General features: G+C 73.4%; 6 protein-coding genes. All 6 read left to right on the top strand.

Features of this window, described 5'->3' with window-relative positions; translation table 11 throughout:
* Positions 1 to 1,156: 1,156 nt before the first annotated feature.
* From ASC98_RS25745 to ASC98_RS25720, 6 genes are read left to right on the top strand one after another with little or no spacing between them, the layout of a single operon-like run.
* Complete coding sequence (locus tag ASC98_RS25745; RefSeq protein WP_056808865.1) at positions 1,157 to 1,390, top strand: MbtH family NRPS accessory protein; 234 nt, start codon at positions 1,157 to 1,159, stop codon at positions 1,388 to 1,390.
* The gene (locus ASC98_RS25740; RefSeq protein WP_056808866.1) at positions 1,390 to 2,124 is read left to right on the top strand and encodes a thioesterase II family protein; all 735 of its coding nucleotides are present in this window, start codon (positions 1,390 to 1,392) and stop codon (positions 2,122 to 2,124) included. Before ASC98_RS25745 ends, ASC98_RS25740 begins: the two co-directional genes overlap by 1 nt.
* Before the next feature lie 11 nt (positions 2,125 to 2,135).
* Positions 2,136 to 3,104, top strand: coding sequence for a TauD/TfdA family dioxygenase (locus tag ASC98_RS25735; protein WP_056808867.1), 969 nt, complete (start codon positions 2,136 to 2,138; stop codon positions 3,102 to 3,104).
* Positions 3,101 to 8,362 (top strand): non-ribosomal peptide synthetase, encoded by a 5,262-nt coding sequence (locus tag ASC98_RS25730; RefSeq protein ID WP_056820565.1) that lies wholly within the window; start codon positions 3,101 to 3,103, stop codon positions 8,360 to 8,362. Before ASC98_RS25735 ends, ASC98_RS25730 begins: the two co-directional genes overlap by 4 nt.
* A complete protein-coding gene (locus tag ASC98_RS32465) occupies positions 8,362 to 16,068 on the top strand; it encodes a hybrid non-ribosomal peptide synthetase/type I polyketide synthase (RefSeq protein WP_082542301.1) in 7,707 nt (2,568 codons plus the stop codon). Before ASC98_RS25730 ends, ASC98_RS32465 begins: the two co-directional genes overlap by 1 nt.
* Complete coding sequence (locus tag ASC98_RS25720; RefSeq protein WP_056808869.1) at positions 16,069 to 24,126, top strand: non-ribosomal peptide synthetase; 8,058 nt, start codon at positions 16,069 to 16,071, stop codon at positions 24,124 to 24,126.
* The last annotated feature ends 2 nt before the right edge of the window (positions 24,127 to 24,128 follow it).

Here is a 24,128-nt window from a genome sequence, read left to right as displayed (position 1 = left end):
ACAAGCTCAGCCCGAACGGGGTGTGCGTTCAGCCTGCACAGCACCGAACTCCCTCCATTCGCCCTGAGCTTGTCGAAGGGTCTGCGCACATCGAACCAGGGCTTCGACAAGCTCAGCCCGAACGGGGTGCGCGTTCAGCCTGCACAGTATCGAACTCCCCCCGTTCGCCCTGAGCTTGTCGAAGGGTCTGCGCACATCGAACCGGGGCTTCGACAAGCTCAGCCCGAACGGGGTGTGCGTTCAGCCTGCACAGCACCGAACTCCCTCCGTTCGCCCTGAGCTTGTCGAAGGGTCTGCGCATCGAACCAGGGCTTCGACAAGCTCAGCCCGAACGNGCGTTCAGCCTGCACAGCACCGAACTCCCTCCGTTCGCCCTGAGCTTGTCGAAGGGTCTGCGCATCGAACCAGGGCTTCGACAAGCTCAGCCCGAACGGGGTATGCGTTCAGCCTGCACAGTACCGAACTCCCCCCGTTCGCCCTGAGCTTGTCGAAGGGCCTGCGCACATCGAACCAGGGCTTCGACAAGCTCAGCCCGAACGGGGTGCGCGTTCAGCCTGCACAGCACCGAACTCCCTCCGTTCGCCCTGAGCTTGTCGAAGGGTCTGCGCATCGAACCAGGGCTTCGACAAGCTCAGCCCGAACGGNGCGTTCAGCCTGCACAGCACCGAACTCCCTCCGTTCGCCCTGAGCTTGTCGAAGGGTCTGCGCATCGAACCAGGGCTTCGACAAGCTCAGCCCGAACGGGGTGCGCGTTCAGCCTGCACAGCACCGAACTCCTCCGTTCGCCCTGAGCTTGTCGAAGGGTCTGCGCATCGAACCAGGGCTTCGACAAGCTCAGCCCGAACGGGGTATGCGTTCAGCCTGCACAGCACCGAACTCCCTCCGTTCGCCCTGAGCTTGTCGAAGGGTCTGCGCATCGAACCAAGGCTTCGACAAGCTCAGCCCGAACGGGGGATGCGTTCAGCCTGCACAGCACCGAACTCCTCCGTTCGCCCTGAGCTTGTCGAAGGGTCTGCGCATCGAACCAAGGCTTCGACAAGCTCAACCCGGCCCCTCGACAGGCTCAGGGCGAACGGGACGAGGGGCGCTGAACAAACGCGCCCCCGGCTCGTCATGGTAGGCAAGGCGCACCACTGCGCGAACCACGAGCCCTGCCATGTCCACCAGCTGCTTCGACCGCGACGACGACACCTTCATCGTCCTCGTCAACCACGAGGACCAATACTCCATCTGGCCGCACTGGAAGGCCGTGCCCGCCGGCTGGACCGCGGTGCCCGGCGCCAGCGGTGACAAGAAGACGGTGCTGGCCTTCGTCGACGCGGCATGGACCGACATGCGGCCGCTGTCGCTGCGCCGCTGGATGGACGAGCAGGCCGCGGCATCGCGCTGATGCACGCGCCGCCGATCCGCCTGCTGTGCCTGCCGTGCGCCGGCGCCAGCGCGACGATGTACCTGCGCTGGCGGCGCCTGCTGCCGTCGTGGGTGCAGGTCGTGCCGGTCGAGTTGCCGGGCCGCGGCAGCCGCCTGGGCGAGCCCTTCGTCGAGTCGTTCGCGGCGCTGGTCGCCAGGCTCTGCGACGACCATGCGGAAACGATGGCCGGGCCCGGCGCCCGCTTCATGCTGTTCGGCCACAGCATGGGCGGCCTGCTGGCCTGGGGCATCGCGCAGCGCCTGCGCGAGCGCAGCCTGCCGGCCCCGGCGGCGCTGTTCGTCAGCGGCTGCCCGGCCCCGACGCAGCGTGACCCGCAGCGCTTCGCGAACAAGGACACCGACGCGCAACTGATCGCCGACCTGCGCCGCCAGGGCGGCACGCCCGACGCGGTGTTCGCGAGCCCCGAGATGCTGCGCATCACGCTCGATGCGCTGCGTGCCGACTACCGCGTCTGCGCCAGCGTGGCCGACACGCCGCACCCGCCGCTTGCGATGCCGATCCACGCCTTCGGCGGCCGGCACGACGACATCGATGCCGCGCGCCTGGCCGCCTGGCGCCGCGAGGCGCGCACGCTGTTCTCGCTGACCTGGCTGGACGGCGGGCATTTCTTCATCCGCGAGAGCGAGCCGCAGCTGCTGGCCGCGCTCGTCCACGAGATGCAGGCGCTGCGGCTGGAACCGTTGCCGTCCTGACGAGGATCCCCATGACCGATCTGCTGAATCCGGCCCGCGCCGCGCTGCCGGCGCTGCTGACGCCGTCGCGCGCCGGCGAACCCTTGCTCGACGCCGTCGCGGCGCTGCGCGGCGACATCGACGCGCTGCTCGCGCGCATCGGCGGCGTGCTGCTGCGCGGCTTCGAGGTGCCCGATGTCGACACGTTCCGCGCCTTCGCCGCATCGTTCGGCCACCCGCTGCTCGCCTACGAGTTCGGCTCGACGCCGCGCAGCGCGGTCGGCGGCGGCGTCTACACCTCCACCGAGTACCCGGCGCACCAGCACATCCCGCTGCACAACGAGCAGGCCTACACCCGCGAGTGGCCGATGAAGATCTGGTTCCACTGCGTCACCGCGGCGCCCGAAGGCGGCGAGACGCCGATCGCCGACAGCCGCGCGATCTGGCGCCAGATGCCCGATGCGATCCGCCGCCGCTTCGCGCCCGGCGTGCTGTACGTGCGCAACTACGGCGAGTTCGACGTGCCATGGCAGCAGGTCTTCAACACCGACCGCCGCGACGAGGTCGAGGCCTGGTGCACACGCTCCGGCGTCCGCTTCGAATGGAAGCCCGACGGCAACCTGCGCACCACGCAGCGGTGCCAGGCCACCGCGGTGCACCCGCGCAGCGGCGAGACGGTGTGGTTCAACCAGGCGCACCTGTTCCACGTCTCGAACCTGCCGCCGGAAGTGCGCGAATCGCTCGAGGAGCTGCTGGGCGCCGACCAGATGCCGCGCACCGCCTGCTTCGCCGACGGCTCGGCCATCCCCGACGCGATGCTCGACGAGGTGCGCGCGGTGCTGCAGGCGCAGACGGTGTCGTTCCGCTGGCAGCCCGGCGACGTGCTGATGCTCGACAACATGCTGGCCGCCCATGCGCGCGCGCCGTTCAAGGGCCCGCGCAAGGTGGTGGTCGCGATGGCCGAGCCGCACGGCAACCTCGACCAGGACCTGTCCCGATGAGCAGCTCCCGGAATTTCGTCGAGCACCTGCAGCAGCTCGCGGCCGGCCGGCCCGACGACACCGCGCTGGTGATCGTCGGCGCCGTCGATGGCCTCGCGGTCGACACGCCGATCACCTACGCCGCGCTCGCACGGCGCGTGCGCGCGCTGGCCACGCGGCTGCAACGCCGCTTCGCACCCGGCGCGCGGGTGCTGGTGCTGCTCGACAACGACGACCGCTACGTCGTCTCGTTCCTCGCCTGCCTGCACGCCGGCCTGATCGCGGTGCCGGCGTTCCCGCCCGAATCGGCGCGGCCGCAGCACCTGGCGCGGCTGGCCGGCATCGCGCACGATGCGCAGCCGGCGGCGCTGCTCGCGACGCGCGCGACGCTGGCGCTGATCGGCGCGGGCTTCGCCGACGCCGAGCCGATCGCGCTCGACGAGTTCGATGCCGCCGACGATGCCGCACTCGCCGCCGCCTGGCAGCCGCACGCACCGCGCGACGGCGATATCGCCTTCCTGCAGTACACCTCCGGCTCCACGTCGACGCCGAAGGGCGTGATGGTGAGCCACGGCAACCTGATGGCCAACGAGCGCGCGATCGGCGACGGCTTCGAGGTCGGTGCCGGCGACGTGTTCGTCAGCTGGCTGCCGCTGTACCACGACATGGGGCTGATCGGCGGGCTGCTGCAGCCGCTGCACCGCGGCGTTCCGGCGGTGCTGATGACGCCGCAGTTCTTCCTCGAGCGGCCGGTGCGCTGGCTGGAGGCGATCGCGCGGCACCGCGGCAGCATCAGCGGCGCGCCGGATTTCGCGTACCGGCTGTGCGTCGAGCGGGTGAAGGAGGGCGCGATCGCGGCGCTCGACCTGTCGAGCTGGCGGGTCGCGTTCAGCGGCGCCGAGCCGGTGCGGCACGACACGCTGCGGGCCTTCGTCGAGCGCTTCGCACCGGCGCGCTTCGACGCGCGCTCGCTGTTCCCGTGCTACGGCCTGGCCGAAGCGACGCTGTTCGTCAGCGGTGCCACGCGCGGGCAGGGCCTGCGGGCGCAGGCGTTCTCGGCCGCGGCGTTGGCGCAGGGCCGGGCGCAAGACGGCGCGGGCGACGATGCCGTCACGCTGGTCAGCAGCGGCCGCGTGCCGGCCGGCCAGCGCGTCGAGCTGGTCGATCCGCAGACGCTCGCGGCCTGTGCCGACGGCCAGGTCGGCGAGATCTGGGCGGCCGGCCCGAACATCGCGCAAGGCTACTGGCAGCGACTTGCCGAGACGCAGGCGACCTTCGTCGAACGCGGCGGCCAGCGCTGGCTGCGCACCGGCGACCTCGGCTTCCTGCGCGACGGCGAGCTGCACGTCACCGGCCGGCTGAAGGACCTGATCATCCTGCGCGGCCAGAACGTCTACCCGCAGGACATCGAGCGAGCGATCGAGGCCGAGGTCGACGCGGTGCGCGCCGGCCGCGTCGCGGCGTTCGCGGTCGACCTGCCCGGGGGCGGCGAGGGCATCGGCATTGCGGTCGAGGTCTCGCGCGCGACGCGCAAGCGCGTGCCGGCCGCGGCACTGGTGCAGGCGCTGAACGACGCCTGCGCCGATGCGTGCCGCGAGGCGGTGTCGGTCGCGCTGCTGCTGAACCCCGGTGCGCTGCCGAAGACCTCCAGCGGCAAGCTGCAGCGGCGCGCCTGCCGGCAGGGCTTCGAACAGGGCACGCTGGATGCTTTCGCGGTGTTCGCGCACGGCCGCTTCGTGCGCGGCGGCAGCCCGGCCGGCGACACGCCCGCGACGCCGCTCGACGCCACCGAGGAGGCCGTCGCCGCGCTGTGGCAAGAGGTGCTGGGCCACGCCGCATTGCCGCCGCGCGACGCGCAGTTCTTCGCGAGCGGCGGCAATTCGCTCGGCGCTGTGCAACTGGCGGCGCGCATCGCCGAGCGCTGGGGCATCGCCTTTGCGCCGCGCGACGTCTTCGCGCAGCCGCGGCTGGTCGACCTGGCGGCGCGGGTGCGCCAGGCCTGCGAAGCCGGTGCGTCGTCGTGGACGCCGATCCCGGTGCTCGACGCGGTGCGCCGCACCGAACCGCTGCCGCTGTCGCACGCCCAGCAGCGCCAGTGGTTCCTGTGGCAGCTCGATCCGGCGAGCAGCGCGTACCACGTGCGCTTCGGGCTGCAGTGGCGCGGTCTTGTCGATGCGGCCGCGCTGCAGGCGTCGCTCGACACGCTGGCGGCCCGCCACGAGCCGCTGCGCACGCAGTTCCAGCCCGCCGACGACGGCACGCCGCGCCAGCACATCCAGCCATCGATGCCGGTCGTGCTGCAGCCGTTCGACCTGCGCGGCCGCCCCGACGGCGATCGCCAGGCCGTGCTGCAGCGGCTGCTCGACACCCCGTTCGACCTGCGCCGCGGCCCGCTGTGGCGCGTCGGCCTGCTGCGGGTGCGGGACGATGCGCAGCAGCTCGTCGTCGTGATGCACCACATCGTTTCGGACGGCGCGTCGATGCAGGTGTTCGCCGACGAACTGGCCGCCGGGTACGCCGCGCGGCTCGCCGGCCGGCCGCTGCCGCTCGCGGCGCCGGCGGTCCAGTACGCCGACCACGCGTTGTGGCAGCGCGACCAACTCGCCGCCGGCGAGGCCGCGCGGCAACTCGCGTGGTGGCGTGCCGAACTCGCGCACGACGGCGCTGAAGAACCGGTGCTCGCGTTGGCCACCGACCACCCGCGCCGCCCGCAGGCCGGCTACCGCGCCGCACGCCATGCCGTCACGCTGCCCGGGCCGTTGCGCGCCGCGCTGCAGTCGGTGGCGCACGGGCAGGGCGCGACGCTCTCGATGCTGCTGCTCGGCGTCTTCCAGGGCCTGCTGTACCGCTGCACCGGCCAGCGCGACGTGCGCGTCGGCATGCCGGTCGCGAACCGTGCGCGGCCGGAGTCGCAGGCGCTGATCGGCCTGTTCGTCAACACGCTGGTGCTGCGCAGCCGTGTCGATGGCCGCACGACGCTGGCGCAGCTGGTGGCACAGGCGCGCGACGCCTCGCTCGGCGCGCAGGCGCATGCCGAGCTGCCGTTCGACAGCCTCGTCGAGGCCTTGCAGCCCGAGCGCAGCCCCGGTGCCAGCCCACTGTTCCAGGTGATGTTCAACCATGTCGCCGAAGACCCGCGCGGCCTGCGGCAGTGGCCGGGGCTGGACGTCGAATCGCTGCCGCTGCCCGAACTGGCGGCACAGTTCGAGCTGGTGCTCGAGGTGCGCGAACGGGCGGGCGATCCGCTGGTGCTGTCGTTCGTCTACGCCGCCGAGCTGTTCGAGCAGCCGACCGTCGCGCGTTTCGGTGCGCAACTGCTTGCGCTGCTGACGGCGCTGGCGCAGCGGCCGGCGCAGGCGCTCGGCGACGTGCCGCTGCTCGGCGCCGACGACCGGGCGCGGCTGGAGGCGTGGGGCGTCGACCCGCAGCGCTTCGACGACTGGCAGCCGGTGCATCGTTCGTTCGAGCAGCGGGTGCGCGACCACCCTTCGGCGGTCGCCTTGCACGTGGCCGACACGACCCTCGACCGCGCCGGGCTGAACCGCCGCGCGAACCGGCTGGCGCACCGCCTGATCGCGTCGGGCATCGGTCCGCAGACGCGCGTCGGCATCGCGCTCGAACGCTCGGTCGCGATGATGGTCGGCATCCTCGCGGTGCTGAAGGCCGGTGCCGCCTACGTGCCGCTGGACACCGGGCTGCCGGCCGAACGCCTCGCATGGATGGCCGCCGACAGCGGCGTCGCGCTGGTGCTGGCGCAGCGCGCGGTGCGCGAGCGCCTGCCCGCCATGGTCGCGCCGGTGCTCGACCTCGACACGGTCGATCTCGCGACCGAACCCGACCACGACCCGCAGCTTCCCGTGCATGCCGAGCAGCTGGCCTACGTGATCTACACCTCCGGCTCCACCGGCACGCCGAAAGGCGCCGCGGTGCGGCACCGTGCGCTCGCGAGCTGCATGGCCTGGATGCAGCAGGCCTACCGCCTCGACGCGTCCGACACCGTGCTGCACAAGGCCGCGTTCGGCTTCGACGTGTCGGCCTGGGAGATGTTCTGGCCGCTGACCACCGGCACGCCGCTGGTGCTGGCCGAACCCGGCGAGCACCGCGACCCGGCGCGGCTCGCGGCGCTGATCCTGCGCCACCGCATCACGACGCTGAATTTCGTGCCGGCGATGCTGCAGGCCTTCCTGCAGCAGCCGCAGGTGCAGGCCATGGGAACCCAAGCCCCGCTGCGTCGCGTGATCGTCGGCGGCGAGGCGCTGCCGGCCGAGGCGCAGAAGGAGGTCGCGCTGCGGCTGCCGCGCGCGACGCTGTACAACCTCTACGGCCCGACCGAGACGACGATCCACGTGACGCACTGGACCTGCCGCGCCGATGGCGCCGCGGTGCCGATCGGCCGGCCGATCAGCGACACGAGCGCGCGCGTGCTCGACGCCGACCTGAACCTGGTGCCGCCCGGCGTGCCCGGCGAGCTGTATCTGGGCGGCGTCAGCCTGGCGCGCGGCTATCTGAACCGGGCCGCGCTGACGGCCGAGCGCTTCGTCGCCGACCCGTTCGATCCACACGGCGGGCGGCTGTACCGCACCGGCGACCTGGTGCGCTGGAACCATGAGGGCCAGCTCGACTACCTCGGCCGCATCGACCAGCAGGTGAAGGTGCGCGGTGTCCGGATCGAGCTCGGCGAGGTCGAGGCGCGCCTGCTGGCGCAGCCGGCGGTGCGCGATGCGGTCGTCGTCGCCCGGCCCGGTCCGGCGGGCCTGCGGCTGGTGGCCTATGCGGCACCGCAGGCCGGCCGGCGCATCGATGCCGCCGCGCTGCGCCAGGCGCTCGCCGAGCTGCTGCCCGACCCCATGGTGCCGAGCGCGATCGTTGCGATGGACGCGCTGCCGCTGACGCCGAACGGCAAGGTCGACCGCCGCGCGCTGCCCGAGCCGGTGTTCGACGGCGAGCGCGCGCACGTCGCGCCGCAGGGCCGCGTCGCCGAGGCGCTGGCCGGCATCTGGCGCGAGGTGCTGGGCGTCGCCCGCGTCGGGCTGCACGACAACTTCTTCGACCTCGGCGGTCAGTCGCTGCTGCTGATCCGCGTGCACCGGCTGGTGCAGCAGCGGCTCGATCCGTCGGTGCCGCTGATCGAGCTGTTCAAGCACCCGACGCTGGTGGCACTCGCGCAGCGGCTGGAGCGCGGTGCGGCCGTGCCGGCCGGCACGGCTGTCGACGACCGCGCACGACAACAACGGGCCGCGCTGCTGCAGCGGCGGCGCCCCACCGAGAGGAACCCCTGATGCATCCCCCCGAATCGAACGGCATCGAGATCGCGATCGTCGGCCTGGCCGGCCGCTTCCCCGGCGCGGCCGATGTCGACGCGTTCTGGCGCAACATCCGCGACGGGGTCGAATCGGTCACCCGCTTCAGCGACGACGAGCTGCGCGCGCGCGGCGTGCCGCAGGCGTTGCTCGACGACGGGAGCTTCGTGAAGGCCGGCGTGCGGCTGGACGGCATCGGCGACTTCGACGCCGGCTTCTTCGGCTACACGCCGCGCGAGGCCGAGCAGCTCGATCCGCAGCAGCGCCTGTTCCTCGAATGCGCCTGGCAGGCGCTGGAGCACGCCGGCTACGCCAGCGGGCAGCTCGACGTGCCGGTCGGCGTGTACGCCGGCGACGGACCGAACCTGTACCTGATCCAGCACCTGCTGCCATCGCTGGGCGGCGAGGCCATCGGCCAGATCGCCGAGCTGCTGAGCCTGATGAGCGGCAATTCGCCCGGCTCGCTGTGCACCCGCGTCGCCTACAAGCTGAACCTGCGCGGCCCGGCCGTCACGGTGCAGACCGCGTGCTCGACCTCGCTGACGGCGGTGCACACGGCTTGCCAGGCGCTGCTGGCCCGCGACTGCGACATGGCGCTGGCGGGCGGCGTCTGGTTGAACCTGCTGCAGGACGGCGGCTACCGCCACCAGGCCGGCGCGATCCTGTCGCCCGACGGCCATTGCCGCGCCTTCGACGAGAAGGCCGCCGGCACGCTGATCGGCAGCGGCGCGGGCCTGGTGGTGCTGAAGCGCCTCGACGATGCATTGCGAGACGGCGACACGGTGCATGCCGTGATCAAGGGCTCGGCCGCGAACAACGACGGCGCCGACAAGGTCGGCTTCACCGCGCCGAGCGTGCGCGGCCAGGCCGACGTGATCCGCGCCGCCCACCTGCTGGCCGATGCGTCGCCCGACAGCATCGGCTGCATCGAGGCGCACGGCACCGGCACCGTGCTCGGCGACCCGATCGAGGTCGCGGCGCTGACGCAGGCCTTCCGGGCCGGCACCGCGCGGCGCGGCTTCTGCGCGCTCGGCTCGGTCAAGACCAACATCGGCCACCTGGACGCGGCCGCCGGTGTCGCCGGGCTGATCAAGGCGGTGATGGCGCTGAAGCACCGCACGCTGCCGCCGAGCCTGCATTTCGAGCGGCCGAACCCGCAGCTCGCGCTGGACGACAGCCCGTTCTTCGTCGCGACCATCGCCACGCCCTGGCCGCGCGGCGACACGCCACGGCGGGCGGGCGTCAGCGGCTTCGGCATCGGCGGCACCAATGTGCACGTGGTGCTGGAGGAAGCCCCCGAGGCGTCGACGCTGCCCGACGACGGCGACTGGCAGGTGCTGCCGCTGTCGGCGCGCGACGGCCACGCGCTGCAGCAGATGCGCACGCAGCTGGCGGCGCACCTGCAGGGCGAGTCCGCGCAGGCGCTGGCCGACGTCGCGCACACGCTGCAATCGGGCCGCCGGGCCTTCGCGCAGCGCTGCGCGGTGGTGGCCGATCGCGCAGAGCTGGCCGCGCAGAGGCTGCTCGCACCCGACGTCGCGATGCCCGCGGTCGACACCCCGCCCGAGCTGGTGTTCCTGTTCCCCGGTGGCGGTGCGCAGCACGTGCACATGGGCGAAGCGCTGTACCGGCGAAGCGCGGTGTTCCGCGCCGAGGTCGACCGCTGCTGCGAGCGGCTGCAGCCCGAGCTCGGCATCGACCTGCGCGAGCTGCTGTTCCCGGCGCCGGCCGACGAAGCGGCGGCCGAGCTGCGGCTGGCCCGCATCGAACTGCAGCAGCCGGCGCTGTTCGTCATCGAGTACGCGATGGCGCGCTGGTGGATCAGCCTGGGCGCGATGCCGGCGCTGATGCTCGGCCACAGCCTCGGCGAGTACGTCGCGGCCTGCGTGGCCGGCGTGTTCCGGCTGGAGGATGCGTTGCACATCGTCGCGACGCGCGGCCGCCTGATGCAAGGCTTGCCGGCCGGCGCGATGACGGCGGTGGCGCTGTCGGAAGACGCGCTGCGGCCGTACCTCGGCGACGGCTGCGACCTCGCCGCGGTCAATGCCGCGCAGCTGTGCGTCATCGCCGGCCCGGTCGACGCGGTCGAGCGGGCCGAGGCGCGCCTGCGCGAGGCCGGCCAGCAGCCGCGCCGGCTGCACGTCGGCATCGCGTCGCATTCGGCGATGGTCGAGCCTGTCGTCGCCGCGCTGGAGCGCACGATCGCCGCGGTGCCGCGCGAGGCGCCGCGGCTGCCGTTCATCTCCAATGCCAGCGGCCGCGCGATCACCGCGGCCGAGGCGGTGGACCCGGCCTACTGGGGCCGCCACCTGCGCGGCGCGGTGCGCTTTGCCGACGGGTTGCGCGCGGTGTTCGAGGTGCCGGGGCGAGCGCTGCTCGAAGTCGGCCCGGGCGCGACGCTGTGCGGGTTGGCGCGCCAGCACCCGGGCGTTGCGACCGCGGCCGGCCTGTGGGCCAGCCAGGCCCATCCGCAGCAGCATGCGCGCAATGCGCAGCAACTGGCCGACACGGTGGCGGCCGCCTGGGTGGCCGGCGTGCCGATCGACTGGACGGCCTGGCGCGGTGGCGCCGCGCGGCGGCGCGTGCCGCTGCCGACCTATGCGTTCCAGCGGCGCCGCCATTGGGTCGAGGCCGGCGCGCCCGTCGCCGCACCGAAGGGCGACGACCAGCGCTTCTACGCACCGGCCTGGCAGCGCCGTGCGCCGCCATCGCCGGCGAACGACGCCGCCGGCCACGTGCTGGTGCTCGGCGAGGTCGACAGCATCGGCGCCAGCGTGCTGCGCGAGCTGCGCCGGCGTGGCGCGCGCGTCAGCTTCGCGCAGCCCGGCGCCCATTTCGCCCGCACGATGGCGCAGCAGTACCGCGTGCGCCCGGCCGAGCGGGAGGACCTCGCCGCGTTGCTGCGCGAGGTGCAGGCCGAGCAAGGGCCGCTGACCCAGGTGCTGCACCTGTGGAGCCTCGACGGCCCGCGCACCGCCCCACCGCAGGCACCGCGGCTGGAGACCGGCTACCTGAGCCTGCTCGCATTCGCGCAGGCCGTCGAAGCGCACACCGCCGCGCCGCTGGCGCTGACCGTCGTCACCGACCGCGTCGAAGACGTCACCGGCACCGAGCCGCTGGCACCCGAGAAGGCGACGATGCTCGGCCTCGCACGGGTGATGGGGCAGGAGATCCCGTCGCTGCGCTGCCGCGTCGTCGACGTGCTGCTGCCGGCACCCGAGAGCGAGGCCGAAGACCGGCTGGCGCGCGTGCTGGTCGACGAGGCGCTGGGCGACGGCACCGAAGCCGGCGTCGCCTGGCGCGGCCCGCACCGCTGGGTGCGGCGTTACGAGCCGCTGCCGGCCGGCCTGCCGACGCGCCAGCGGCTGCGCCGTGGCGGCGTCTGCCTGATCACCGGCGGGCTCGGCGGCGTCGGCCTCGCGCTGGCGCGGCACCTGGCGAGCACCTGGCAGGCGAAGCTGGTGCTGCTCGGCCGCACCGGGTTGCCGCCGCGCGCCGACTGGGCCCGGCTGGCCGACGACCCGCGGCAGCCGCTGGCGCTGCGCCGCAAGCTGCGGCAGCTGGTCGCGCTCGAAGCGGCCGGCGCCGAGCTGATGACGGTCGCCGCCGATGTCAACGACGCGGCGCAGCTGCGCGCGGCGCTGGCGCAGGTGCACCAGCGCTTCGGCCCGGTGCAGGGCGTCGTGCATGCGGTCGTGCACCCGGACCGCGGGCTGATCGCGCAGCGCCGCCGCGCACAGGTCGAGGCGGCGTTCGAGCCGAAGCTGCACGGCACGCAGACGCTGCTGGCGGTGCTGCGCGACGAGCCGCTCGACTACGTGCTGCTCTGCTCGTCGGTCGCGAGCCTGATCGGCGGGCTCGGCCGCAGCGACTACGCCGGCGCCAATGCCTACCTCGATGCGTTGGCCCATGCGTCGCGCCGCGGCGACGGCCCGCCGCTGTTCTCCGTCAACTGGGATGCCTGGCGCGATGTCGGCATCGCGGTCGACATGGACCTGCCCGACGGCATCGGCCTCGACGAGCGCAGCGGCGTCGCGGCGTTCGAGCGCATCGTCAACGGGCCCGACCTGCCGCAGACGGTGGTGTCGGTCACGCCGCTCGCGCAGCGCTTCGGTCCGCTGGACGGCGGGATGCTCGATGCGATCGCCGAATCGGCCGCGGCTGTGGCGCCGGTGCGCACCGGTCACCCGCGGCCGGTGCTGGCGACGCCGTTCACCGCACCCGACGGCGCGCTGGAAGAAGGCCTCGCGACACTGTGGACCGAGCTGCTCGGCATCGCACCGATCGGCGTGCACGACAACCTGTTCGAGCTCGGCGGCGATTCGCTGCTGGCGATCCGGCTGCTGTCGCGCGTGCGGCAGGCGCAGGGGGTCGAGCTGCACCCGGCGCTGTTCTTCAAGACACCGACGGTCGCAGCGCTGGCGCAGGCGGTGCGCGATCGTGCGCCGGCGGCGCAGGCCCCTGCGGCGGCGCCGGACGCGATCGCGCGCCAGGCCGGCGCGGTAGCGCCGATGTCGCCGGCGCAACAGGGCCAGTGGTTCCTGTGGCAGCTCGACCCCGACAGCACCGCGTACCACGTCGGCGGCGGCCTGGGCCTGTCGGGCGTGCTCGACGTGAACGCGCTGCGGCAGGCCATCGGCGAGCTGGTGCAGCAGCACGACGGGCTGCGCACGGTGTTCCGCGAAGGCGACGGCGGTGTGCTGGAGCAGGTGGTGCAGGACCACGCGGCGGTCGAGATCCCGCTGCTCGACCTGACGTCGCTGCCGGCCGACCGGCGCGAGACGCGCCGGCGCGACGAGGCGCTGCGCATCGCGCGCACGCCGTTCGACCTGCGCCGCGGCCCGCTGCTGCGCGGCGTGCTGCTGCGGCGCGCGCCCGGCGAGCACGAGCTGCTGTTGATGATGCACCACATCGTGTCGGACGCCTGGTCGGTCGAGCTGATGCTGGACGAGCTGGCGCAGCGCTACGCCGCTGCGTGCGACGGCCGCCGCGCGGCGCTGCCGGCGCCGGAGATCCGCTATGCCGATTTCGCGGCCTGGCAACGGCGCTGGCTGGCCGACGGCGAGGGCGCGCGCCAGCTCGCGTACTGGCAGCGCCAGATCGACGATCCGGACGCGGTGCTCGCGTTGCCGACCGATCGCCCGCGCGGGCTGGTCGTGCGCAGCGGCGCCGCGCAGCACCTCGTCGACCTGCCGGCCGACCTGGTCGACGGGCTGAAGCGCCTGGTCGCGGTCCACGGCGCGACGCTCTTCATGGGGCTGGTCGCGGCTTTCCATGCGCTGCTGTTCCGGCACACCGGCCAGCCGGTGGTGCGCATCGGCGTGCCGGTGGCCAACCGGCACCGGCCGGAAACGGCGCGGGTCGTCGGCTTCTTCATCAACACGCTGGCGATCCAGGCGCGTGTCGACGGCCGCCTGCCGCTGCAGGCGCTGCTGCAGCAGGTGCGCGATGCGTCGATCGACGCGCAGGCCCACCCCGACCTGCCGTTCGACCACCTCGTCGAGGCGCTGCGGCCGCAGCGCGTGCCCGGTGTCACGCCGCTGTTCCAGGTGATGTTCAACCACCTCGGGCAGGGCGGGCGCTCGCCGGGCGGGTGGCCGAGACTGCAGGTGTCCCGCATCGACCTGGCGGAGCGCGCGGCGCCGTTCGAGCTGACGCTGGAGACGCAGGAACTGGACGACGGCCGGCTGCGCGCCGCGTTCCGCCATGCCGACGCGCTGTTCGATCCGGTGCGCATCGAACGGCTGGGCACGCACTACGTGGCGCTGCTGCGCGCGCTGGTCGCGCAACCGCAGTGCGCCGTCGGCGAGGTCGCGCTGCTCGGCACCGACGAGCAGGCGCTGCTGGCGCGCTGGAGCTGCAACGGTGAGCAGCATCGGTACGACGCACCGGTGCACCGGGCGTTCGAACGCCAGGCCGGCGCGCATCCGCAGGCCGTGGCGCTGGCCTTCGGCGAGCAGGCGCTGAGCTACCGCGAACTGAACCGCCGCGCGAACCGCGTCGCGCACCGGCTGATCGCGCACGGCGTGCGGCCCGACACGCGGGTCGGCATCGCGATGGAGCGTTCGGTCGAGATGGTCGTCGGCCTGCTGGCGATCCTGAAGGCCGGCGGTGCCTATGTGCCGCTGGACCCGGAGCATCCGGACGAGCGCCTGCAGTACCTGCTCGACGACAGCGGCATCGCGCTGCTGCTGACGCAGCCGCACCTCGCAGCGCGTTTCGAAGGCCGGCCGTCGCTGTCGGTGCTTCACGTCCATGGCGATGCGTTCGCCGATCAACCCGACACGAACCCCGCAGTCGCGCTGCATGGCCGGCACCTGGCCTACGTGATCTACACCTCCGGCTCGACCGGCCGGCCCAAGGGCGCCGCGAACCACCACCATGCGCTGCACAACCGGCTCGCGTGGATGCAGCAGGCCCATGCACTGACGCCGGACGACACCGTGCTGCAGAAGACGCCGTTCGGCTTCGACGTCTCGGTGTGGGAGTTCTTCTGGCCGCTGACGACCGGCGCGCGGCTGGTGCTGGCCGCGCCTGGCGAGCACAAGGATCCGGCGCGGCTCGCGGCGCTGATCCGGCGCGAGCGGGTCACGACGCTGCATTTCGTGCCGTCGATGCTGCAGGCCTTCCTGGCGCATGCCGAGGTCGAGCGCTGCGACAGCCTGCGGCGCGTGATCTGCAGCGGCGAGGCGCTGCCGGCTGAGGCGCGCAGCGAGCTGCTGCGGCGCCTGCCGCAGGCCGGCCTGTTCAACCTGTACGGCCCGACCGAAGCGGCGATCGACGTGACGCAGTCGCGCTGTCGGGACGACGGCCGCGTGCGCGTCGCGATCGGCCGGCCGATCTCGGCCACCCGCACGCTGGTGCTCGATGCCGGCCTGCAGCCGGTGCCGCCGGGTGTGGCCGGCGAGCTGTACCTGGGCGGCATCGGCCTTGCGCGCGGCTACCTCGGGCGGCCCGGGCTGACCAGCGAGCGCTTCGTCGCCGACCCGTTCGTGCCGGGCGAGCGGCTGTACCGCACCGGCGACCTGGCGTGCTGGCGCGGTGACGGCGAGCTGGAGTACCTCGGCCGCATCGACCACCAGGTGAAGATCCGCGGCATGCGCATCGAGCTCGGCGAGATCGAGGCCGGCCTGCTGGCGCAGCCCGGCGTGCGCGAGGCGGTGGTGGTCGCGCACGGCGGCGAGTCGCTGGTCGCGTACGTGTCGGCGCAGCCCGGGCAGGTGCTCGACGGCGCGGCGTTGCGCACGCAACTGGCGCTGCACCTGCCCGACGCGATGCTGCCGTCGGCGATCGCGGTGCTCGACACGCTGCCGCTGAACGCCAACGGCAAGATCGACCGGAACGCGCTGCCGGCCACCGCGCCGCAGGCGGCGCGTGCCTTCGAGGCGCCGCAGGGCGAGGCCGAGACGGTGCTCGCAGCGATCTGGGCCGAGGTGCTCGGCGTCGAGCGCGTCGGCCGCGAGGACCGCTTCTTCGAGCTCGGCGGGCATTCGCTGGCGGCCTTGCGCGTGCAATCGCGGCTGCGCGAGCGGCTGGGCGTCGCGCTGCCGTTGCGCACGCTGTTCGAACACGGCTCGCTGGCCGCGCTGGCGGCCGCGGTGCAGGCCGCGCAGCCGGCTGCGGCGGCCGATGACGATTCGGCGCTGGCCCGCATGGCGGACCTGCTGTCCACCCTGGAGAACTGAATGAACTCACGCGCCCGCGACATCGCCGAGCGATTCACCCGGCTGCCGGCCGACAGGCGCAGCGCCTTCCTCGCGCTGCTGCGCGAGCAGGGCATCGCCTTCGACCGCCTGCCGATCGTGCCGTGGCCGGCGGGCGACGAGCCCGACCCGATGTCGCCAGCGCAGGCCCGCCAGTGGTTCCTGTGGCGGCTCGACCCGGCGAGCACGGCGTACCACATCGCCGGCGCGCTGCGCCTGCGCGGGCGGCTCGACGTGGCGGCGTTGCGCACGAGCTTCGACGCGCTGGTCGAGCGGCACGAATCGCTGCGCACCGTGTTCGACCCGTTGCCGGACGGGCTCGCGCAGCCGCGCGTGCTGCCGCGCGCCGCGATCGGGCTGGTCGAGCGCGACACCGACGAAGCCGCGCTGGCCGCCGAGCTGCGGCGCATCAACGCCGAGCCGTTCGACCTGGCGCACGGGCCGCTGCTGCGGCTGGCGCTGCTGCGGCTCGCGCCGCAGGAGCACGTGCTGGCGGTCGTGATGCACCACATCGTGTCCGACGGCGCGTCGCTGCAGGTGATCGTCGGCGAGTTCGTCGCGCTGTACCAGGCGCAGGTCGAGCGCCGTGCCGTCACGCTGCCGGCGCTGCCGATCCGCTATGCCGACTACGCGCGCTGGCAGCGCCACGGCCTGGCGGCCGGCGAGCAGGCGCGGCAGCTCGCGTACTGGACCGCCCAGCTCGGTGCCGGGCACCCGGTGCTGCAACTGCCGATCGACCGCCCGCGCTCGGCCGAGGCGCGGCTGCGCGCGGCGCAGCACACGGTGGAGCTGCCGCCGGCGCTGGTGAAATCGCTGCGCCAGCGCGCCGAGGGGCAGCGCGCGACGCTGTTCGCTGCCCTGTTGGCCGGCTGGCAGGTGCTGCTCGCGCGCTGGACCGGGCAGCACGACGTGCGGATCGGCGTGCCGATCGCGAACCGGCAGCGCGTCGAGACCGAGGGGCTGGTCGGCTTCTTCGTCAACACGCAGGTGCTGCGCAACGTCGTCGGCGCGCGCATGCCGCTGGCGCAGGTGCTGCAGCAGGCGAGCGATGCCGCACTCGGCGCGCAGGAGCACCCCGATTTGCCGTTCGAGCAGCTCGTCGACGCGCTGCAGCCCGAGCGCAGCCTCGGCACGCATCCGCTGTTCCAGGTGCTCTACAACCACCAGCGCGGCCGCGATGCGCTGCTGGCGCAACTGCCCGGCTTGCGCGTGCAGGAGCAGCCGCTGGACGAGCTGGCCGCGCAGTTCGAGCTGACGCTGGACACGCTGGAGCAGCCGGACGGCCGCGTGCAGGCGGTGTTCAGCTACGCCGACGCCTTGTTCGAACCGGCGACGATCGCGCGACTGGCGCGGCAGTACCTCGCGGTGCTGGCGGCATTGGCACGCCATCCCGAGACCGCGCTCGGCGATGTCGACCTGCTCGATGCGCCCGAGCGCGCGCTGCTGCAGGCCTGGGGCGTCAATGCGCCGCAGCCGGTGGGTGGCGAGTGGGTGCACCAGGCGTTCGAGCGGCATGCGCTGCGTCATCCCGATGCGCCGGCGGTGCTGCACGGCGATGGCAGGCTGAGCTACGGCGAGCTGAACCGCCGCGCGAACCGGCTCGCGCACCGGCTGATCGCGCAGGGCGTGAGGCCGGAGACGCGGGTCGCGGTCTCGCTGCCGCGTTCGTTCGACTTGATCGTCGCGCTGCTGGCGGTGCTGAAGGCCGGCGGCGCGTACGTGCCGATGGACCCGTCGCACCCGGCCGAGCGGCTGGCCTTCATGCGCGACGACTGCGGCGCGGCGCTGCTGCTGACGCTGGAGTCGGTGCGCGAACTCGAGGCGCAAGGCGACATCTCCATCGACGGCGACCCCGCCGTGCCGCTGCACGCCGGCAGCCTGGCCTACGTGATCTACACCTCCGGCTCGACCGGCCGGCCAAAGGGTGTTGCGGTGGCGCACGGACCGCTCGCGATGCACTGCCGGGAGACGGCGGTGCTGTACGAGATGAGCCCCGCGACCCGCGAGCTGCACTTCCTGTCGTTCTCGTTCGACGGCGCGCACGAGCGGCTGCTGACGGTGCTGGGCTGCGGCGCGTCGCTGCTGCTGCGCGACGAGGCGCTGTGGACGCCGGCGCAGACGCTCGCGGCGATGCGCGAGCGCGGCGTGACGAACGCCGGTTTCCCGCCCGCCTACCTGCAGGCGCTGGCGCGGGATCGCTCCGACGAGGAGAAGGATGATCCGTTCACCCTGAGCTTGTCGAAGGGGCGCACTGAGTCCATTCCCGTTCGCCCTGAGCCTGTCGAAGGGCCTGCGCGCATGGCACCAGGGCTTCGACAGGCTCAGCCCGAACGGGGAAATCCGCTTCACCCCGAACAGGGAAACCTGCCTCAGCCCGAACAGGGGAACCCGCCTCAGCCCCAACGGGGGAATCCGCTTCGGCCCGACCATTCGACAGGCTCAGGGCGAACGGAGTCCGGACTTCGCCTGCTGTCGTTCGGCGGCGAGGCGATGCCGCGCGCCGGGCTGCAGGCGGTGCGCGAGCACCTGCGGCCGCGGCTGTTGATCAACGGCTACGGGCCGACCGAGGCGGTCGTCACGCCGGTGCTGTGGAAGGCGCGCGGCGATGCCGCCGCCATCGACACCGCCTACGTGCCGATCGGCCGGCCTTGCGGCGACCGCACGGCGCGCGTGCTGGATGCCGACATGAACCTGCTGCCGCCCGGCGCGGCCGGCGAGCTGTACTTGGGCGGTGCCGGGCTGGCACGCGGCTACCTGGGCCGCGCGGGGCTCACCGCCGAGCGCTTCGTGGCCGATCCATTCGACGCGGCAGGCGGCCGGCTGTACCGCACCGGCGACCTGGTGCGCTGGATCGTCGATTCAGCCGGCGAGGGGCAGTTGGAGTACCTCGGCCGCATCGACCAGCAGGTCAAGGTGCGCGGGTTCCGGATCGAGCTCGGCGAGGTCGAGGCGCAGCTGATGCCGCTGGCCGGTGTGGCGCAGGCGGTGGCCAGCGTGCAGCAGGGGCCGGGCGGGGCGCGGCTGGTGGCGCATGTCACCGCGCGGGCCGGCGCGGTGCTGGTGCCGGCCGAGCTGCGCGCGCAGCTCGCGGCGCGCTTGCCGGACTACCTGGTGCCGTCGGCGATCGCGGTGCTGGACGCGCTGCCGATGAACCCGAACGGCAAGGTCGACCGGCAGGCGCTGCCGACGATCGAAGCGCAGGCCGACGGCGACGCGTACGAGGCGCCGCAAGGCGAGGTCGAGCAGGCGCTGGCGACGCTGTGGGCCGAGCTGCTGGGCGTGCCGCGCGTCGGCCGTCACGACAACTTCTTCGACCTGGGCGGCGATTCGATCCTGAGCCTGCAGATCGTTGCGCGGCTGCATGGCCTGGGCTGGACGCTGACGCCGCGCCAGGTGTTCGAGCGGCAGACGCCGGCGTTGCTGGCGCCGCTGGCGCGGGCGGAGGCACCCCGTGCGGCGCGTGCCATGCGCGAGCCGGCCGGCGCGGTGCCGCTGCTGCCGATCCAGCACGAGTTCTTCGCGTTGGCGCTGACGAACCGCCACCACTGGAACCAGTCGCTGCTGCTGCACAGCCGCGATCCGCTGCAGCCGGCGCCGCTGGCGCAGGCGCTGGCGGCGCTGCTGCGGCATCACGACAGCCTGCGGCTGCGTTTCACGCAGGATGCGCAGGGGGCGTGGCACCAGGCCCATGCACCGTACGACGAGACCCGGCAGCGCGAGTTGCTGTGGGTGCGGCGGGCCGCCGATGCGGCCCAGGTCGAGGCGCTTTGCGACGAGGCGCAGCGCAGCCTCGACCTGTCGCGCGGCCCGCTGCTGCGCGGGCTCGCGATCGAGGTGGCCGATGGCAGCTGGCGGCTGATGCTCGCGGTCCATCACCTGGTGGTGGACGGGGTGTCGTGGCGCATCCTGCTGGAAGACCTGCAGACGGCGTATCGGCAATGCGTGGCGGGCGAGCCGGTGGTGTTGCCGCCGAAGACCGGCAGCTACCAGGAATGGAGCGAGAGTCTCGTCGCCCGGATGCCGATCCGGGACGTGGCGGTGGAGGACGACCCCGGATTGGCATCCGGGCTGCCGTGCGCCTACCCCGACGGCGACAACACCGCGGGCCACCAGACCGTCATCGACCTGCAGCTCGACCCCGCGCAAACCGATGCGCTGCTGAAGCGTGCCCCGGCCGCCTACCGCACCCAGGTCAACGACCTGCTGCTGACCGCGCTCGGCCGCGCGCTGTGCGGCTGGAGCGGCCACGAGCGCATCCGCATCGACCTCGAAGGCCACGGCCGTGAAGACCTCGGCGACGGGATCGACCTGTCGCGCACGGTCGGCTGGTTCACCAGCCTGTACCCGGTGGTGCTGGACCCGCTGGGCGAGCCCGGTGCGGCGCTGAAGCGGGTGAAGGAAGCCCTGCGCAGCGTCCCGCTGCGCGGCCTGGCGCATGGCCTGATGAAGCACCTGGGCCCGCCCGAGGTCCGGCAGTCGCTGCACGCGTTGCCGCCGGCGCAGCTGGTCTTCAACTACCTCGGCCAGTTCGACGGCAGCGTCGATGCGCAGTCGGCCTGGCAGCCGGCCGATGAACGCCCCGGCGCGTCGGTCGACGAGAGCGCCCCGCAGGCACACGAGTTCTCGGTCGACGGCCGGGTGCTGCACGGCCAGCTGTCGCTCGCGGTGCGCTTCAGCCGCGCGCGTCACGACGTGGCCGAGGTGCAGCGCTTCGTCGACGCGTTCCGCGCCGAACTGCTGGCACTGGGCGCGCATTGCAGCAGCGGGGCGATGGGCGTCACGCCGTCGGATTTCCCGCTGGCGGGTCTCGACCAGGCCACGCTGGATCGCGTGACGTCTTCGCTGCCGCTGCAGAACCTCGACGACCTGTACCCGCTGTCGCCGATGCAGGCCGGCATGCTGTTCCAGACGATGGTCGACGACAGCGGCGGCGCCTACCGCACGCAGCTGCGCGTCGACCTCGACGGGTTGGACGTCGCGCACTTCCGGTCTGCCTGGACGACGGTGCTGGCGCGCCACGAGGTGCTGCGCAGCGGCTTCATCGCGCAGCCGCCGCTGCAGTGGGTGGCGCGCCGGGTCGAGCTGCCGTGGTCGGTGCAGGACTGGCGCGGCCGCAGCGCTGCCGATGCCGACGGGTTCGCACAGGCCGAACTGGCGGCACCGCTGGACCTGACGCGGCCGCCGCTGATGCGTGTCGCGCTGCTGCGCACGCACGACGACCGCCACCACGTCGTGTGGACCGCACACCACCTGCTGCTCGACGGCTGGAGCAGCTCGCTGCTGCTCGGCGAGGTGCTGCGCGCGTACGACGGCGCGCCGCTGCCGGCGCCGGTCGGCCGCTTCCGCGACCACATCGCGTGGCTGCAGTCGCGCGACCCGTCGGCCGGCGAGGCGCATTGGCGCGCGCAGCTGGCCCGGCTGGAGGCGCCGACGCAGCTCGCGTCGGCGCTGCGCCGGCCGGCCGCGGCCCGGGCCGGCCGGGGCGGCCTGCGCCGCACGCTGGCGGTGCAGCCGCTGGCCGACGCGGCGCGGCGCGAGCGGGTGACGGTCAACACGCTGGTGCAGGCTTCCTGGGCCTTGGTGCTGGCGCGCTGCACCGGCCAGCGCACGGTGTGCTTCGGCAGCACCGTCGCGGGCCGGCCGGCCGAGCTGCCGGGCGCGCAGCAGATGCTGGGGCTGTTCATCAACACGCTGCCGGTGCTCGCGACGCTGCGCCCGGCGCAGCGGCTCGGCGACTGGCTGCGCGAGCTGCAGGCGCAGGCGCTGGCGGCGCGCGAGCACGAGCACACGCCGCTGGTCGAGATCCAGCGCTGGGCCGGGCAGGGCGGGCAGGCGTTGTTCGACAGCCTGCTGGTGTTCGAGAACTACCCGATCGACGCGGCGCTGCGCCAGGCGCCGCCGGGCGGGTTGCGCGTCGGTGCATCGAGCACGCGCGACGACACGCACTATGCGTTGACGCTGGCGCTGCACCAGGGGGAGCGACTGGCCTTCGACTGGCGCTTCGCGCACGCCGCGTTCGACGAGGCGGGCGTCGCGCTGCTGGCGGAGCAGCTCGAGCGGGTGCTGGCGGCCTTCGTCGACGCGCCGGGGGCATGTGTCGGCGCGCTGGCGATGCTGGCGGACGGCGAACGCGAGCGGCTGCTGCGACAGGGCGAGCGCGCGCTGGACGCACCGCCGGGCGAGGCGGAGCCGGTGCATCGCACGATCGAGCGGCTGGCCCGGGCGCAACCGGACGCGCTGGCGCTGGTGTTCGGCGACGTCGAGCTGAGCCGGCGCGAGCTGAACGCGCAGGCCAACCGGCTCGCGCACCAGCTGATCGCGCAGGGCGTGCAGCCGCAGTCGTGCGTCGGGATCGCGCTGGAGCGCTCGGTGGAGATGATCGTCGCGGTGCTCGCGGTGCTGAAGGCCGGCGCGGCCTGGGTGCCGCTGGACCCGGCCTATCCCGCCGAGCGGCGGCGGGCGATGGTGGAGGACAGCGGCATCGCGCTGGTGCTGGCGCAGCTCGATGCCGACGCGCTGAAGGACCGGCCGGCGAGCGATCCGCAGCTGCCGCTGCACCCCGACCAGCTCGCGTACGTGATCCACACCTCCGGTTCGACCGGCCGGCCGAAGGGGGTCGGGGTGTCGCACCGGGCGCTGGCCCGGCATGCGCAGGTGGCGGCCGGGTTCTTCAGCCTCGTGCCCGAGGACCGCGTGCTGCAGTTCGCAACGCTGAACTTCGACGCGTTCGTCGAGCAGCTGTTCGCGCCGCTGGCGACCGGCGCCGCGGTGGTGCTGCGCGGCCCGCAGGTGTGGGACAGCGCGCAGTTCCGCCGCGAGGTGATCGCGCGGCGCATCAGCATCGCGCCGTTGACGACGGCGTACTGGCAACTGCTGGCGCAGGATTTCGCGCTCCCGGTTCGCCCCGAGCCTGTCGAAGGGCCCGCGCATGGGGAACCCGGGCGTCGACAGGCTCAGCCCCGACCGACCGGGCTCGGCCCGCTGCGCCGGGTCATCGTCGGTGGCGAGGCGATGGCACCGCAGGGCCTGCAAGCCTGGCGCGACGCCGGGCTCTCGCACGTGACGGTGCTGAACGGCTACGGCCCGACCGAGGCCACCGTCACGGCGTCGACGCTGGATTGCACGCCGTTCGTCCGCGGCGATGCGCCGCTGCCGACCGCCGTTCCCATCGGCACGCCGCTGCCCGGCCGTGCGCTGCGCATCGTCGACGCCGACCTGCATCCGGTCCCCGTCGGCGTGGCCGGCGAGCTGTGCATCGGCGGCCCGTTGCTGGCCCGCGGCTACCTCGGCCGTCCGGGCCTGACGGCCGAGCGCTTCGTCGCCGATCCGTTCGATGCGCATGGTGGGCGGCTGTACCGTACCGGCGACCTGGTGCGCTGGAACGACGACGGGCACATCGAGTACCTCGGCCGCCTGGACCACCAGGTCAAGCTGCGCGGCTTCCGCATCGAGCTGGGCGAGATCGAGGCGGCGCTGCTCGCGCAGCCGGAGCTGCGCGAAGCGGTCGTGATGGCGCGGCCGTCCGCGGCCGGGCCGCGGCTGGTCGCCTACCTGTCGCTGCAACCGGGCGCATCGATCGAGCCGCAGCAGCTTCGCGAGCGCCTCGCCGCCGTGCTGCCCGAGTACATGCTGCCGTCGGCGCTGCTGCAGTTGCCGGCCTTGCCGTTGAGCCCCGCCGGCAAGGTCGACCGCCGCGCCTTGCCCGAACCCGAAGCCACCGCCGAGGCCGGGCACGTGCCGCCGCTCGGCGACACCGAGCAGGCGCTGGCGGCGATCTGGTGCGAGCTGCTCGGCGTGCCGCGCGTCGGCCGCCGCGACCACTTCTTCGAACTCGGCGGACATTCGCTGCTCGCGGTGCGGCTGGTCACCGAAGTGCGGCATCGCCTGGGGCGGGAGGTCGCGCTGCGCACCGTGTTCGATCACCCGATGCTGGCCGAGCTGGCGGCCGCGCTGCCGACCCCGTCGACCGCCCGCACCGCGGACCGGCTCGGCGCGCTGCTCGCTGAACTGGAAGATTCACTGGAAGACACCTCGGAATGACG

The organism is Rhizobacter sp. Root1238, from assembly GCF_001425825.1.
GTDB lineage: Bacteria > Pseudomonadota > Gammaproteobacteria > Burkholderiales > Burkholderiaceae_C > Rhizobacter.
The sequence above is the reverse complement of the archived record's forward strand: the minus strand, read 5'-3'. Positions and strand labels throughout refer to the sequence as shown.